This is a genomic window from Aeromonas sp. QDB30 (assembly GCF_027707645.1).
Taxonomy (GTDB): Bacteria; Pseudomonadota; Gammaproteobacteria; order Enterobacterales; family Aeromonadaceae; genus Aeromonas; species Aeromonas caviae.
The window spans coordinates 1-15,629 of record NZ_JAPCIY010000020.1 but is presented as its reverse complement, the minus strand read 5'-3'; the positions used below and the strand labels follow the sequence as shown (position 1 = coordinate 15,629).

11 protein-coding genes and 3 pseudogenes are annotated in these 15,629 nt (G+C 62.1%); 7 read left to right on the top strand and 7 right to left on the bottom strand.

From position 1 onward, the window contains the following. The first annotated feature begins 44 nt into the window (after window positions 1-44). From PG896_RS08500 to PG896_RS08480, 4 genes and pseudogenes are all read left to right on the top strand, one after another. The gene (locus tag PG896_RS08500) at window positions 45-875 is read left to right on the top strand and encodes a LysM peptidoglycan-binding domain-containing protein (protein ID WP_052815105.1); all 831 of its coding nucleotides are present in this window, start codon (window positions 45-47) and stop codon (window positions 873-875) included. Window positions 876-1,038: 163 nt separating this feature from the next. Then, the gene (gene rplY / locus PG896_RS08495; protein ID WP_010674717.1) at window positions 1,039-1,326 is read left to right on the top strand and encodes a 50S ribosomal protein L25; all 288 of its coding nucleotides are present in this window, start codon (window positions 1,039-1,041) and stop codon (window positions 1,324-1,326) included. Between the two features lie 204 nt (window positions 1,327-1,530). Next, a pseudogene (locus PG896_RS21145) lies at window positions 1,531-4,699 on the top strand (response regulator). Beyond that, window positions 4,696-5,712, top strand: coding sequence for a response regulator (locus tag PG896_RS08480; RefSeq protein ID WP_128312998.1), 1,017 nt, complete (start codon window positions 4,696-4,698; stop codon window positions 5,710-5,712). Before PG896_RS21145 ends, PG896_RS08480 begins: the two are co-directional and overlap by 4 nt. Here PG896_RS08480 and PG896_RS08475 read toward each other — a convergent pair. From PG896_RS08475 to PG896_RS08455, 5 genes and pseudogenes are all read right to left on the bottom strand, one after another. Continuing rightward, window positions 5,688-6,332, bottom strand: a complete 645-nt coding sequence (locus PG896_RS08475) for an MBL fold metallo-hydrolase (protein ID WP_042017624.1) — start codon at window positions 6,330-6,332, stop codon at window positions 5,688-5,690. The two genes, PG896_RS08480 and PG896_RS08475, sit on opposite strands and share 25 nt — an antisense overlap. Further along, the gene (mnmH, locus tag PG896_RS08470) at window positions 6,326-7,456 is read right to left on the bottom strand and encodes a tRNA 2-selenouridine(34) synthase MnmH (protein WP_124243829.1); all 1,131 of its coding nucleotides are present in this window, start codon (window positions 7,454-7,456) and stop codon (window positions 6,326-6,328) included. The genes PG896_RS08475 and mnmH overlap by 7 nt, the downstream gene beginning before the upstream one ends. Then, window positions 7,453-8,490: a selenide, water dikinase SelD gene (gene selD, locus PG896_RS08465; RefSeq protein WP_128312997.1), complete on the bottom strand. Its 1,038-nt coding sequence runs from the start codon at window positions 8,488-8,490 to the stop codon at window positions 7,453-7,455. Before selD ends, mnmH begins: the two co-directional genes overlap by 4 nt. A gap of 348 nt (window positions 8,491-8,838) precedes the next feature. Beyond that, window positions 8,839-9,699, bottom strand: a pseudogene (locus tag PG896_RS08460) (acyltransferase family protein); the annotation flags it as partial. Between the two features lie 172 nt (window positions 9,700-9,871). Next, window positions 9,872-10,240, bottom strand: a pseudogene (locus tag PG896_RS08455) (acyltransferase family protein); the annotation flags it as partial. A gap of 259 nt (window positions 10,241-10,499) precedes the next feature. On the opposite strand from PG896_RS08455, the gene PG896_RS08450 reads away from it, so the two are divergent. Then, window positions 10,500-11,135 carry a glutathione S-transferase family protein gene (locus tag PG896_RS08450; protein ID WP_270835596.1) on the top strand — a complete coding sequence of 212 codons (636 nt, stop codon included), beginning with the start codon at window positions 10,500-10,502 and terminating at the stop codon, window positions 11,133-11,135. Window positions 11,136-11,603: 468 nt separating this feature from the next. Here PG896_RS08450 and PG896_RS08445 read toward each other — a convergent pair whose 3' ends face one another. Together PG896_RS08445 and PG896_RS08440 are read right to left on the bottom strand one after the other, a co-directional pair. Beyond that, window positions 11,604-12,797, bottom strand: a complete 1,194-nt coding sequence (locus tag PG896_RS08445) for a class I SAM-dependent methyltransferase (protein ID WP_171865369.1) — start codon at window positions 12,795-12,797, stop codon at window positions 11,604-11,606. Between the two features lie 184 nt (window positions 12,798-12,981). Next, on the bottom strand, window positions 12,982-14,412 hold the full coding sequence (locus PG896_RS08440; RefSeq protein WP_171865368.1) for a methyl-accepting chemotaxis protein: 1,431 nt from the start codon (window positions 14,410-14,412) through the stop codon (window positions 12,982-12,984). A gap of 85 nt (window positions 14,413-14,497) precedes the next feature. On the opposite strand from PG896_RS08440, the gene PG896_RS08435 reads away from it, so the two are divergent. Continuing rightward, a complete protein-coding gene (locus tag PG896_RS08435) occupies window positions 14,498-14,770 on the top strand; it encodes an acylphosphatase (protein WP_010674727.1) in 273 nt (90 codons plus the stop codon). 12 nt (window positions 14,771-14,782) lie between these two features. Further along, entirely contained in the window at window positions 14,783-15,517 is a 735-nt protein-coding gene (locus tag PG896_RS08430) for a CHAD domain-containing protein (RefSeq protein ID WP_128313222.1), read from the top strand. Window positions 15,518-15,629: the final 112 nt, after the last annotated feature.

The window sequence follows — 15,629 nt, the reverse complement described above, 5'->3', positions numbered from 1 at the left end:
TAGTGTGAAAGCAACGAGACGCCAAAGGGAAGGGAGGCCGTCATATGCTGGGGATCTGGTTGGGGGTGGCACTGGTCAACATCAGCGGGTATCAACCCATTGCGGAACAAACCTGGGTGCAGCTCAACCCGGAGTTCTATCCGGTGCAGCGCCCCGTGCCGCCCATTTTTGCGGCCTGGCGGGGCAATCAGTTTCCCCCACTTGAACAGAGAAAGAAGAATGGCCGCTGGCAGATCCTCTTTCCTGCCCGGCTGGTGCCCCCCTTCGATCTGTTCGAAGGGGAGGCCCAGCTCTCCAAGGCTTACCTGGCCAGGCTGAAGCGCATCGATGAGATGGCCTATGGAATGGCTCCCCACCAATCAGTACTGCAAGCCGCCTCCTCGGCCCCCTCGTTCGAAGTCCCGGGCGCTGTCGCCTTTGTCGCCGAGTTCTCCCTGCCCCGGGAGAGGAAGATGCGGATGCCTCTGGGGGAGCCCTTGCTCGCACGGCTTGGGGGGCTGGTCCCCACACAGGCCTTGGCAAGACAGGGAGATGCACAGCCCATGGCCACCGCAGATTCTGCCCCTGAGCAGGCGACCCTGATTCTTTCCGCCACGGCGGCAGGGGAGGCATCGCGGGTTTGTCATCAGGTGGCGCCGGGAGAAACCCTGTGGCGCATTGCAAGCCAGCTTCAGTCAAAGGAGGCCGGCGGCTCGGATACTTACAGTTATCTGCTGGCGCTGGTGCAGGAAAATCGTGACAGGATGGCCAAAGGGATCCAGGTACAGGCCGGGCAGCGCCTCTATTGCCCGAAAGCGCAGACTCTGGCGCAATTCGATTCCCTGAGCCCGGCCCAGCGACAGCAGCAGTTTGCCCGTCTGGAGCAGGGGCGCTAGGGGATGGCGAGAGGCGTGGTGGAGTGCCTTTTGCCTAGAGAAGAGTGCCGCGGGTTCTTTCCTTGTATCCCCTCCGGGCCCGTGCTAGTATTCGCGCTCGTTTTGCGAGGTGCTGACCGGTCGCAGTCAACACCATACATTCATCTTAAAAGAGATAATCACTATGTCTTTCGTATTCCAAGCTGAAGTCCGTTCTGACCTGGGGAAAGGTGCGAGCCGCCGCCTGCGTCATGCTGACCTGGTTCCTGCCATCGTTTACGGTGCAGGCAAAGAAGCCGTGTCCGTTACCCTGGACCACAAAAAGCTGATCCTGGCCCAAGAGAAGCCGGAGTTCTACTCCTCCGAGCTGACCCTGGTCATCAACGGTGAAGAAGTCAAAGTGAACGTGAAGGCTATCCAGCGTCACCCGGTTCGCTACAAGCTGGTTCACCTGGATTTCGTTCGCGTCTAATCGACAACGAACTTTCCTGTGAAGAGGCCACCCAATCGGGTGGCCTCTTTGTTTTTACAGCATTTTTTCCGGGAAAATAAAATACTCAAACAGCACTATTGGTCTTTACTTGTAGGCATGATTGACAGCAGGACACGTGTTGTGGTGCTCTGATGTTCAAGAGGTACTCGGACAAGTCCATTTTTCGGGGCGATGTTGACCGTTATGAAGGGAATCGTACGGACATATATCCTGCTGTTTTCACCTATTCTGCGCTGGTCCTGGCGGGTGGCTATTTGCTGGGCAATGCACTGATCGAACGCGAGCTCTATCGCGTTCGCAGTGATGAGAGCACCTTCCTGGCGCTTGCCAGCGGCCGCCTTGACGGCGAGCTGGCGGTGCCACTGCGCCATGTGCGCAGCATGTCGGAAGAACCCATCCTGCTCGAAGCGGCGGCTCGCAATGACCGTGAGACCCTGGCCGTCCAGTTCACCATCCTGATGAACCGCAATCCCGACTATGCCCAGGTGCGTTGGCTTGCCCCGGATGGCATGGAGCTAGTGCGCATCGATCGTCAGGGTCCGCGTCTGTGGCGGGTAGCGGACGACCAGTTGCAGAACAAGGGGGAGCGTTACTACTTTCGTGATGCCATGGCGCTGCCCTGGGAGCGGGTCTACGTCTCGCCGCTCGATCTCAACGTTGAACACGGGGTGATCGATCGCCCCTTCAACCCCATGATCCGCATTGCCAAGCGTCTGCGCCTTGGGGGGCGTGATCTTGGTTTGCTGCTTATCAACGTCCAGGCCGCCCGTATGCTCAAGGAGTTTGCCGACAGCAGCGGCAAGGCAGCCAATCACACCATGCTGTTCAACCAGGACGGATACTGGCTGCGCAGCCCGGACCCATCCCGGGAGTGGGGCTTCATGCTCGAGCGCCCGGATCTGACTCTGAAGCAGACTTCACCCCAGGCTTGGCAGGCGTTCTGGGACGCATCAAACGGCCAGATGGAGTCTGCCGACGGACTCTGGAGCTGGACCACCCTGTACCCGGCACAGAATCATGATCAGCTGATCTGGAAAGCCGCGTCCCTGGTGCCGCACAGCGAGCTGCAGGCCATTCGCACTCATATCTGGGGGATCATCTTGGCCGCCAGCGCCGTGCTGCTGCTGTTGTTTGGTGCCGGTGTGGCTGCACTGGTGCGCAGCAGGCACAAGGAGCAACTGGCCCAGCAGGAAGCGGCCAGGTTGGCACAGGTCAAAGGTGATTTCATCGCCAACATGAGCCACGAGATCCGCACCCCCATGAACGCCATCATGGGGCTGACCTACCTGCTCGAACAGGGAGGGCTCGAGGATGGTCAGCATGCCCTGGTGCGCAAAATCCACCAGGCCGGGCAGGCGCTGCTCGGGATCATCAACGACATCCTCGATTTCTCCAAGATTGAGTCGGGTCGGCTCAAGCTTGAGCGGGTGCCATTCAGTCTCGAAGAGGTGCTCGATCACGTGGCGGCCATCATGTCCACCTGCGTTGGCCAGAAGCACCTCAAACTGGTGGTGAGCAGTGCCCCCGAGCCGGTTTCCCATCTGATTGGGGACGCCCTGCGCCTCGAGCAGGTGCTGCTCAACCTGACCGGCAATGCCATCAAGTTTACCGAACGCGGCGAGGTGGAGGTCAAGGTTGTGCTGGAATCAGAGCAAGACGGCATGGCCACCTTGCTGTTTCGGGTGCGCGACACCGGGATCGGCATTCCCCCCGAGCAGCAGGCCAACATTTTCAATGCATTCTCCCAGGCAGACTCCTCCACCAGTCGCCGCTTCGGGGGCACCGGGCTTGGTCTGACCATCAGTCGCCGCCTGGTGAATCTGATGGGGGGGACATCGGCGTCACCAGCGAGCTTGGCAAGGGGAGCGAATTCTGGTTCCGCGTCCGGCTGGAGCAGGGGGAGCGGCCCGAGGCCTTGAACGAGCGCCTGCAGCACATCTCGCTGCTCATCGCCGACGACAATCAGGTGACCCGCGACGCCCTGTCGATGACGGTGGGTTCCCTCGGATGGCAGTCGCGGGTGGTGGAGTCCGGTGAGCAGGCGCTGCACCATCTGCTGCGCCAGGGGGAGCGTTTTGACGTGATCCTGCTCGACTGGATCATGCCGGGCATGGACGGGCTCGAGACCTGCCTGGCCATTCGCCGCGCCTTCGAGCAGCAGGAGCGTTCACCCATCATCATCATGGCGACCGCCTATTCCCAGGATGAACTGATGCACCGCCCCGGCTCGGATCAGGTGGATCTGGTGCTGCACAAACCGGTCACCGGCTCCAGTCTCTACAACGCGGTGGCACGTCTCATCCACGAGAAGCGCGAGCATGTGGAGCCCCTTGAGAGTGGCCAGCGCCGTCTGCGCCTGCCGGGCGTGCACATACTGCTGGTGGATGACAGCGACATCAACCTGGAGGTGGCGACCCGCTTGTTGCAACGGGAGGGGGCCGAGGTGATCACCGCCATCGATGGGGAGCGAGCCCTGGCCTGCCTGGCAGATCCGGCACGGCGCATCGATCTGGTACTCATGGATGTGCAGATGCCAGTGATGGATGGCTACGAGGCGACCCGTCGCCTGCGCCTGCTGCCGGGGCGGGAGGAGACTCCCGTGCTGGCACTCACCGCAGGGGTATTCAAGGATCAGCGGGAGGCGGCGCTGGCCTCTGGCATGAACGACTTCATCGCCAAGCCGCTCGATGTGGAGCAGCTTATCGCGACCTTGCTGCGTTATCTGCCGGACGTAGTCCTGCCGCTCACCGTGAACGACGAGCGACTCCCCCACGAGCCGGTGGCCGGCATCGATATCGATACCGGACTGCGCAACTGGGGTGAAGCCTCGGTCTATCTTAAATACCTGCGGCGTTTTCGCGATGACTACATGACGGTCGGTACCGTGTTGCCGGGTTACATCGCCCAGCACGAGACCGATGCGGCCGCGAGCCTGACCCACAAGCTCAAGGGGGTGGCGGGCAGCCTGTCGCTCACCGATGTGGCGCGTATCAGTGCCGAGTTGAACGAGGCCATCGAGCAGGGGAGCGATACCAGCCAGCTTATCGCACCCTTCCTCGAGGCCCTGGAGCGGGCACAACACTCCATCGATACCTATGCCGGGCGCGAGCCTGGCGCGGTCAGTTCCCCGCTGGCCCAGGGGGAAGCGCGGGAGGTCTGCCTGCACGCCCTGCATCAGGCCCTGGTGAGCGAGGATCTGGATCTGATTGAGCCGGCGCTGAGCCAGGCAAGGAGTCACTTGCCTTGCGAGCTGGTGAGCGAAATAAGTGCAGCCCTGGAGCTGTTCGATATCCCGTTCGCCACCCGCAAGCTGGAGGATTATCTGGAGGATCGGGAGGAACCTGCGCCATGAGTCGACCGCGAGTGCTGATCATCGACGACGAGCCGAGCAACCTCGGGTTGCTGCGGCAAATCCTCAAGGAGGAGTACAACCTCTTCTTTGCCAAAGGGGGAGAGGAGGGGTTGGCCGCCGTGGGGCGTCACGAGCCGGCACTTATCCTGCTGGACGTGCGCATGCCCGACATGGATGGTTACGAAGTGTGCCGCCGGCTCAAGGCCGATCCGGCTCACGCCGAGATCCCGGTGCTCTTTATCACCGCGAGTGACAACGCAGACAGCGAGAGCCAGGGGTTCGAGGCGGGCGGAGTGGATTATATCTACAAGCCGGTCTGTCCGAGCACGGTGCGTGCCCGGGTGCGCAATCATCTCTCCCTGGTGCGCCTCGATCAGCTCGAGTGCAGCTATCGCACCGCCATCGTCATGCTGAGCGAGGCGGGCCACTACAACGACACCGACACCGGGGTGCATATCTGGCGCATGGCCGCATACGCCCGGGCCCTGGCTGATGCGGCGGGCTGGAGCCCGGAGCAGTCGGATCTGCTGGAGCTTGCGGCCCCCATGCACGACATGGGCAAGATTGGTATCCCCGATCACATCCTCAAGAAGCCCGGCCCCCTCACCGAGGAGGAGTGGGTCATCATGCGCAGTCACCCACGCATCGGTTACGAGATCCTGAGGCGATCCGATGCCCCCATTTTTCGCATGGCGGCGGAGATTGCCCTGCACCACCACGAGAAATGGGACGGCTCGGGCTATCCCGCCGGCGAGACCGGCGAGGGGATCCCCGAGGCGTCGCGGATAGTGGCCATCGCCGACGTCTTTGACGCCCTGAGCGTGCGTCGTCCCTACAAGGAGCCCTGGCCCCTGGACCGGGTGCTGGCTACCATGCGCGATGGTGCAGGCCAGCACTTCGATCCCCGGCTGCTCTCCCGTTTTCTCGAGATCATGCCGGAGATCTTGCGCCTCAAGGCGCAATGGGATGCCCGCGAGGAGCGAGGGGATTACCAGATGGGCTGTGTCAGATAGGGATTGCTGGCCCGTTCGTGACCAAAGGTGGAGCTCGGGCCATGGCCTGGAATAAAGACGATCTCATCCCCGAGCGGCAGCAGGGTCTCGGTGATCGACTTGATCAGCGTCCCGTGATCCCCGCGCGGGAAATCGGTGCGGCCTATGCTGCCGGCAAAGAGCACATCCCCCACCCATGCGAGGCGTTCTGCCTGGCAGAGCAGCACGATGTGGCCCGGAGTGTGGCCCGGGCAGAAATAGACCTCCAGCTCGCATTTGCCAACCTGTACCTTGTCACCCTGTTCGAGCCAGCTATCCGGTGTAAAGGCCGGAGTATGGGCAAAGCCGAACATCTGGCTCTGCTGGGGCAGGATATCGAGCCAGAAGGCATCCTCCTTGTGGGGGCCGGTAATGGCGACACCGGTTCTCTCGCGCAGCTCGGCGGCGGCGCCCACGTGATCCAGATGGCCGTGAGTCAGCAGGATATGGGTGAGGGTCAGCCCCCGTTTGGCAATGGCGGCCAGCAGCTTGTCCGCCTCGCCGCCGGGATCGACGAGGGCAGCCTGGCGGGTCTCGTCACACCAGATAAGAGAACAATTCTGGGCGAACTGGGTGACCGGGATCACCTCGAACTTCAACATGTGGGACTCTCCTGAGGGGTCTGAAGGGGGGAGCGTTTGGCGAAGAAGGCGAGGCAGGCCTCCTTGTCACCACGAAACAGGATCCGCTCGCGCTTGTTGTCCAGCTGATAGCGGTACATGGGGTCATAGTAGCGAGTCAGCAGCAGTCTGATCCAGACCAGATGGGCGCGGGTGTCCCCGCTCTGGGCCTGCTCCCTGAGGGCGGCCTGCAACAGCCCATCGAGTTCGCGATAATCCTTGTCACCGAGTCGGCGCTTGAGCCTGGCCATGGCGTCGGTGAGGTAGCCGGCAAACAGCGGCCAGCCTGCATCTGGCCCATGGAACTCCAGATAGCGGAGCCAGAGATCCTGCACGTAATCGGTGCGGATCTGCTCGGCCCGTGCCTCCTGCGGCACCTCCACCACCACTAGGGGAGCCCGGCACATGGCCTCATAAAGGTTGAGTGGCAGGGCGCAGCGACCGATGAGACGGCTCTCGTCTTCCAGTACAAACTGTGACTCTCCCCGGTTGCGACGCTGAAGCAGCTCGATGGCAAGCCGATTTTCGAAGTCGATGTTGCCGGGTTGCCCACCCGGCAGTTGGCCAAACGACGACCCCCTGTGACGGGCGTGCCCTTCCAGATCCACCGCCTGGGTGATGTGCGCCAGCATGTGGGTCTTGCCGGAGCCGGTCATGCCGGTCAGCACGGTCCAGTCGCACTCTGCACTGGTCTTCGCCTGGGTGTCGATGAGAAAGTGGCGCAGCGCCTTGTAGCCGCCCGCGACCCGGGGGCGGGTGATGCCGGCCTCGGCCAGCCACTGCTGTACTGTCTGGGAGCGCAGGCCGCCGCGAAAACAGTAGAGCAGGGCGTCGGGTTGCTGGCGCAATCTGGCCAGCCAGCCTTCCATGCGCGCGGCGCGCACCGCGCCTCCCACCAGTTGATGGCCCAGGGCGATGGCTGCGGCCTGACCCTCCTGCTTGTAACAGGTACCGACCCGGGCACGCTCCTCGTCCGTCATCAGCGGCAGGCTGACGGCGGTGGGAAAGGCCCCTTCCTTGAACTCGACGGGGGCGCGCAGATCGATGAGTGGAACCTCATCCAGAAAGATCCGGGCGTAATCCGTGGCCAGTGGCAGGGTACTCATCGGACAACCTCGATGAACTGGTTGCCGGTGCGGGCCTGCAACTGGCCGATGGGAGAGAGGGTCAGCCCTGCCTGTGCGGCAATGGCAAGGAGCTCGGCTTCACTTTCTTTACCGACGGCTACCAGCAGGCCGCCGCTGGTCTGCGGGTCGCACAGAATGTTGCGGGTGCGATCATCCATGGCGCCCAGCTTGTCACCATAGGAGTCGAAGTTGCGCAGGGTACCGCCCGGTACGCAGCCCTCACTCAGGTAGTAATCCACCTCGTCCAGCAGCGGCAGCGCCTTGAAGTCCAGACGGGCACTGACGCCGGAACCTTCGCACATCTCCAGCAGGTGGCCTGCCAGTCCAAAACCGGTCACGTCGGTCATGGCGTGTACGCCGGGTAAGGCGGCGAAGCGCTGGCCAATCTTGTTGAGGGTGCACATGGCATCCGGGGCCAGTTGCTCATGCTCGGGCTTGAGCTTGCCCTTCTTCTGGGCTGTGGTGAGGATGCCGATGCCAAGGGGCTTGGTCAGATAGAGGGTGTCGCCCACCTGGGCGGTGTCATTCTGCTTGATGGCGTCGAGTGGCACGATACCGGTCACCGCGAGGCCGAAGATGGGCTCGGGGGCATCGATGCTGTGGCCGCCGGCCAGAGAAATACCCGCTTCGTGGCACACCTGGCGGCCGCCGTCGATCACCTGCTGGGCCACTTCAGGTGCGAGTATGTTGATGGGCCAGCCAAGGATGGCGATGGCTACGATGGGTTTGCCACCCATGGCGTAGATATCGCTGATGGCGTTGGTGGCGGCGATGCGGCCGAAGGTGAAGGGATCATCGACGATGGGCATGAAGAAGTCGGTGGTGGAGACGATACCCTGACCGTTGCCGATATCGACCACGGCCGCGTCATCCTTGCTGCTGTTGCCGACCACCAGCGTCGGGTCGTCAAAGCCCGGGATCTGGCTCTTCAAGATGGTGTCGAGCACCTTGGGGGAGATTTTGCAACCGCAGCCAGCGCCGTGGCTGTATTGGGTCAGACGAATGGAAGACATGCTTTCCCCTTGTGTGGGCAGACTTGCGTGTGCAAATAACTGCTGTGGCACCGTCAAATGTGCGCGCAAAAATAGGGTGGCCCTGGCGGCCTGTGAACACAGTGATGTCAGGCTGCCTGGCAGGACGGGAGGAGGGCAAGGATGCGCCGGCGAAGCCCCGCCGAGGACCACAGGACGGGCCATTATGCCACAGACGGCCCTCTTGATTCGAACTGAAATTCACACAAAGCGCAGGGGATCGTCGGGTTCAAAAAGATCCGTACCCTTCGCCTTGCTCAGGCTAGTCTCACTTTGAGCCGCCCCGACGACGTGCTGGTCTTGCATCGGGGCTGCATGTGGTGACGGAAACTAGCCAGCTTGCTCCATCACTGGTTGGGGAGCCTTGCCTAGCCGGCGCAGTCGCCGTTGCAGCGGCCGCTCCAGCAGGGTGTAGCTCAGCGCCGAGAGCCCGATCAGCACGGCGAGCATCAACAGGGTGGCCAGCACCCCCAGCAAGGGGTTGGTCTGGGCGTACCACCACGCGGTGAGCCCCGGCGCCAGAGAGTGGACAAGCTCGCAGCCGGTGAGCAACACCAGGGCGTGGAGCAGGTAGATGGAGTAGGAGAGATCCCCCAGCCAGTTGGTGAAGCGGTTGTCCAGGAGGCGCAGCAGCGGGCTCTGGCGATCGCCCTGGCAGGCGGCAATCCAGATCAGCAACACGTAGGCGCTGATCAGCAGCAGGGTCAGCTGCGGCGTCATGGTGAACTGCATCAGCGCGAAGGGGAGCAAAAAGGCGAGCAGCAGCGGCAGATCCCGCTGCATCATGGGCCACTGGCGGGCAGCCTTCACCTTCGGCAGCAGCCAGAGGCCGAGCACGAATTCACTCACCCCGCGCCCGATGGCCAGCGCCCCGCTGGTGACATCCAGGGTACCGCGACTGTGCACGATAAAGGCCAGCACCGTCAGGGCCAGCAAGGGGGCGAGGTTGCTCCAGCGGCTGCGGGTGACGGCGAGGGGAATGAGCAGCGGAAACAGCAGATAGCTAATCCACTCCACGCTGAGCGACCAGGCGGCGAAGTTCCAGGTCAATCCGTGATCGGTCACCACCTGCAGCAGCAACAGGCTGCTTGGCAGCGCCTCGGCCGGGGTAAAGGGTGAGCCGAACGGAGGCATTCCTTCCCACTCCCACATCTTGAACAGGGGGCCGGCGTAGAAGCCAATCCCATGGTGCAATGCTGTTCAGATAAGCACATTTTTGACTAATTATTCATAAATGCGACTTGAGTTGGGGGAGCAAGGCTGTTTCCAGTCGATGTTCCTTCAGCCTTTATCCAGCGTGGCTTGCAATAGAAAGAGGGAGGCATCATGCCTCCCTCATTTTTTAGCCCTGATACTACGTGGACTGGAACTCAAATTCTCTTAAGTGAACAGCATTGATCCCATGGTGGGCCTTGTAGAGCTCCCAGCCCACCAGCAGCAGCAGGGTCACCAGGTAGAGGGGATACACCCGGGTGAGCCGCAGCCAGAGGAAGCGGCCATAACTTATGGTGCGGGGCGTGCGGGCGAAAGCCTCCCCGTAGACATGGGCCAGCACCAGCCCGCTCAAGATAAAGAAGAGATCGACCCAGAGGTAGCCGTTCTCGATGAGTTGGGTGTGGCCGGCGATCGACTCCATCCACTGGGGGAAGAGCAGCAAGCGGGCGTGGAACAGCACCACCATCAGGGCAGCGATGCCCCGCAGCGGCGTCAACAGCGGCAATGATTGATTCATGACGGGATCCTTGATGATGTTCAGCTTGGCCTGACATCGATTTTTGTTGTGGTGCCGCTCATCAACCCTGATGAGTCGGCTGCCCCGGCTTGGCGGCCACAGGCGGGATCACCCTACCTAAAAGAGAGTCATACGGGTGTGATTGCCGTCATGAATGGGCGTTTATCATCCCAGAACCAGCATGGGATAGGGACGCATCGAAAATAGAGAGGGGATCTAGACTAGGGAAGTCATCCCTCTGAGCGTCAGGAACATCCTCATGAAACTCTATGCCCACCCCTTTTCGTCCTACAGCCAGAAAGTGCTGATCGCTCTCTACGAGAATGCCACCCTGTTCGAATACCGGAACCTCGAAGAGCCGGCGGCCAGCGCCGAACTTGCCGCCCTTTGGCCACTCAAGCGCTTCCCGGTGTTGCTGGATGATGGTCGCTGCATCCTCGAGAGCAGCACCATCGTCGCCCATCTGCAGGCGCACCATCCGGGCCCCGTCAGCCTGATCCCGCCCGGCGATGCGGGTCTGGAGGTGCATATGCTGGATCGCGTCTTCGACAACTATGTGATGACGCCGATGCAAAAAGTGGTGCTGGATGCGCTGCGCCCGGCCGCTGATCGCGACCACTATGGCGTAGCGGAGGCCCGCGAGCTGCTCGATCAGATCTACCCCTGGCTTGATCAGCGACTGGAAGGACGCCACTGGATTGCCGGCGCAGACTTCACGCTGGCCGATTGCGCCGCCGCCCCCTCGCTCTTCTACGCCGACGAGATCCCGGCTGGCTATGGCCGTCTGCGTGCCTATCGCGCCCGTCTGCTCAATCATCCCTCCATCGTGCGGGTGGTGGAGGAGGCGAGGCCATTTCGACACTACTTCCCGCTGGGCGCGCCAGCGCGTGATTGAGCGGGATGACTTGTGGTGGGCGAGTATTGTCGCCCCAGGCAATGTGCGAGGCGGACAAGGGGCATGGCGTGATCCATTGCAGGGGAAAACAGCAATATTCATTCAAATGAGTGGGTATGCGTTTATGGCTGATATTTCCCCGAGGATTTTTTAATATTGATGCGTAATATTTCATGCTTTTGCATATAGCAAATGCCGGGCATGTCTCTGCTGGTGGGTTGTGTAGTGAAAGAGAGATGAGAATCGGGTTAACGATGCGGCAACCTTTGATTGAAGATGGCAGTCGTCAGTCGAAGAGGAGGGATGGGGGCAGCAATCGCTGTTGGTGGCAAAGTCGGGGGGAGGTTGTCTCTTTGGCGGCCGCATAAAAAAAGCCCGCTTTGATCGCGGGCTTTTTGATGACTAGCAGAACCCAGCCTGGCCCGGATCTGGCACCGGGAACAAGGGGGCTGCGCTGGTCTGCTCGGCTTAGCGGGCGCGCACCACCAGTCCCTTGAGGTAGAAGCCTTCCGGATAGGCGGTGCCGATGGGGTGATCGGATGCCTGGGAGAGGAGCTCCAGGATCTGGGCGTCGCGGCCGGCATCGAGGGCCGCATCGGCCACTATCTTCTGGAACAGGCTCTGCTCCATCAGGCCGGAGCAGGAGTAGGTCAAGAGCACGCCACCCGGCGCCAGCAGTTGGAACGCCAGCATGTTGATGTCCTTGTAGCCGCGGCAGGCGCCCAGCAGCTGGGCCTTGCTCTCGGCAAACTTGGGCGGATCCAGCACGATGACATCGAACTTCTCGCCCTTCTCGCGATATTCGCGCAAGAGCTTGAAGACGTCGTGACGCACGAACTGGGTGTTGCTGGTATCGAGACCGTTCAGCTCGGCGTTCTGGCGGGCGATGTCCAGCGCATTCTGGGAGAGATCGACGTTGACTACCTCCTTGGCACCGCCCTGGAGGGCATAGACCCCGAAACCGCCGGTGTAGCAGAAGCAGTTGAGCACCCGCTTGCCTTCAGTGTATTTCGCTGCGGCAAGGCGGTTGTCCCGCTGATCCAGATAGAAACCCGTCTTGTGACCGTTACGAATATCGACCAGGATCTTGACGCCGCCATTCTCCTCGATCACCACGGGGTCGGTCGGGGTCTCGCCATGGATGACGCCGGTGCGCTCCTTCAGCCCTTCCTTCTTGCGCACGGCCACGTCGGAGCGCTCATAGATGCTGCACTCGGGGTAGAGGGTGCGCAGGGCCTGGGTGATGAGCTCGCGCTGGAACTCGGCACCGGCGGAGAGGATCTGGCACACCAGGAAGTCGGCGTAGCGGTCTATAGTCAGGCCCGGCAGGCCGTCGGATTCGGCGGCGCAGAGGCGATAGCCGGTGAGGCCCTGACGCTTGATAAGCGGATCCCGGGACTCTTGGGCATATTTGAGACGGCGGATGAAGAAGTCGAGATCGACGGTCTCGTCCTTGTCGAAGGTCCAGACCCGGGCACGGATCTGGGAGCTGCCGGACCAGGCGCCACGGGCGAGCCATTTGCCGTCATGGGTGAAGATCTCGACGGTATCGCCGTCAACGGGGTTGCCCTGCACCCGCTCAATGCCCTTGGAGAAGATCCAGGGGTGGCGACGCAGCAGGGATTTTTCGCGGCCTTTGACGAGATAGATGGAAGCGCTCATGGGTAGTTGCCGATGGTAGAAAAGAAGGGGGCATATAGTAGGGGCTGTGAGGGTAGGCACGCAAGCCGCGTCTACCGGGATCCGTGCATCCTCACGCGGTCAGGGTCGGACGGGCTGTTTCGCGCGTCCCCAGCGCCTGGCCCAGACGCGGCAGGCCATCTGGAGGATGGCCTGCCGGAGGGGGTCAGATCCGCAGGCCGGTGAGCGCCTGACCGAGTTCGCTGGCGGTTCCCTTGAGGCCGGTGGTGCCGGCGACCGCCGCGCTGGCGGACTCCTCCACCCGGCTCGCCTCGTGGCGCACCTTGTCGAGGTTGCGGGTGATCTCTTCGGCCACCGAACTCTGCTCTTCGCTGGAGGTGGCGATCTGGGTGCTCATCTCCAGCACCGCATCGCTGTGGTTGCTGAGCCGCTCGATGTCCATGCCCACCTCGGTGATGAGCTGCTGGCTGTCGGCCGCGCGCCCCACCGTCTTCTCCATGATGTCGTTCAACGCCCCGGTCCCGGCCTGGAGCTCCTCGATCATCTGCTGGATTTCCACCGTGGCCTGCTGGGTGCGGCTGGCGAGGGTGCGCACCTCGTCGGCCACCACCGCAAAGCCGCGTCCCTGTTCACCGGCGCGGGCGGCCTCGATGGCGGCGTTGAGGGCCAGCAGGTTGGTTTGCTGGGAGATGGCGTTGATGACGTTGACCACTTCGTTGATGCGATTGGCGTTGTGAGTCAGCCGCTCGACCGCGCCCGAGGCATTGCCAATCTCGTCTGCCAGGGTGCGGATGGCGGTGATGGTACGTGCCACCCGCTGTGCCCCGTGAGTCGCCTCGTCGCTGGACTGGCGGGTTTGCAGCAGGGTGTCGTTGGCGTTGCGGGCCACTTCCCGGATGGCGGCGGACATCTGCTCCATGGCGGCGGCCAGGGAGTCCATGTGCTGGCGCTGGGCGCGGGCAAGCTGCTCGCCGTCGCTGGCATGCTCGCGAAATTCGTCGGCGGCCAGGGTAAGGGCATCGGCGGACTCTTCCACCAGTTGCACTATCTTGTGCTGGCGGTCGGTGAAGGTGTCGATGCTGCCCGCCAGAATGGAGAACTCATCGCGCACCGGGAAGAAATTGAGCCGGAAGGTGAGATCGCCGTTCGCTACCGTCTGCAATGCCTTGTTGGTGGAGTAGAGGGCCCCCGAGACGAAGGTCATCAGATAGTGAGTGATGAGGGCCAGCAGGGCGGCCAGCACCGCGATGATGGTGAGCGTGGTGCCCTGACCATCCCAGAGGGCGTAGTGACTCGTATCCAGGGTGCCGGAGACGACGCCCGCCTGACCTGCGCTGGCGCCATAGCGATAGATGTCCCCTTGCTGGCTAAGGCCGGTGGCGGTGCCAGGCGTGAGTACGAGATCCGCGGGCAGGGTAAGGGTCGGCTGCTGGCTCACCAGCTGGGCCGTGGTCTCGACCCGCCCTTTTAGCTGATCCACTCTGAGCTGCATCGCCTGATCATGGCCGTCGGCCAGCAGATACCAGGTGAGGAAGGCGATGAACACCAGGGGGCACCAGAAGGTGATGAGAAATTTCTCGCTGATCGTGAGGTGAATGAGATAACGGTCAACCCACCGAAACTTTACTTCTTTCATAATGGTATTGCGTCCTGCAAGGGGAAGAGAGTGTCGCGCTCATTATCGCCCCGGGGAAAAATTACTTAAGGGAAAGGTGTGATAAATGGGAGAGCAATCGTTTGTCGTGCGGGTGTGGGGTCAGGTTCAGGGAGTGGGGTTTCGCTACTTCACCCGGGAGCGGGCGCTGCAACTGGGGCTGCGGGGGCATGCCTACAACCTGGAAGATGGCTCGGTGGAAATCCTGATTGCCGGTCCCGAACAGAAGGTACAGATGATGCTGGGCTGGCTTGAGCACGGGCCCCGAACCGCCACCGTCACCCGAATGGAGTGCACCCAGGCGTTGCCACCCACCGGAACCGGTTTTCATACCAACTAGCCGGGAGGGTTCATGGGGGAGAGCGGGATTGCGCAGGCCAACCGGCTCGTTGGGCAATATCGGGGGGCGGCCCTGGCACTGCGCCAGCACAAGGGGATGGAAGAGGTGCATGCCTACCGGATCGCGGCCCGTCGCCTGCTGGCGCTGCTCGCCCTGTGGCGACCCCTCATTCATGAGCCCGAGCTGGAGCTGCGATTGACCCGTGCCGTCGGTACGCTCTCCGCCCTGCGCGATGCCCAGGTCTATGCGCAGCATCATGGTGGCTCGCTTCGGCAGAGCCGCTTGCCACGGGTCCCCCTGTTGACCGGCCCGCTGGCCCGTTGGCTGGCCCGACTGGAAGAGGTACCCGTCGGTGTCGATCTCTTGCCGCTGTTTCGGCTGCATCTGGCGCTGTCACTGTCGGATGCACTGGCGAAGACCACCTCCCTTCCTGTGGGCATCAGGGCGAAACTTCGGTGCTGGCACCGGCTGCGCCTGGTGCTGAAACAGGCGCGCTACGGGATGGAGCTGCTGACGGCACAGGGGGGAGGGGATCCGGCCTGGTTGTCCATGCTGGTGAGCTGGCAGGAGCGGCTTGGGCAATTGCAGGACAGGCGCCAATGGCTAAGACGCCTTGGGGGCGAAACGGGGCGAGGCCAGCAACGGCGAGCCCTGAAAACAGAGATCCGCTGCCAACTACTGCAACTGGATTGCCATCAGGCGGAGCTGGTCGGCCTTCGCATGGCATTGCTGCAGAGCGGGCAGTAAGCACCCCACAAGATAAAAAAAGAGAGGCCATTGGCCTAATGCCGATCAGTTAAGGATCCATTGACCGATCCTCAGGCTGTGTAAGAATCCGAAACTCCTTGTTGGGTTTCGG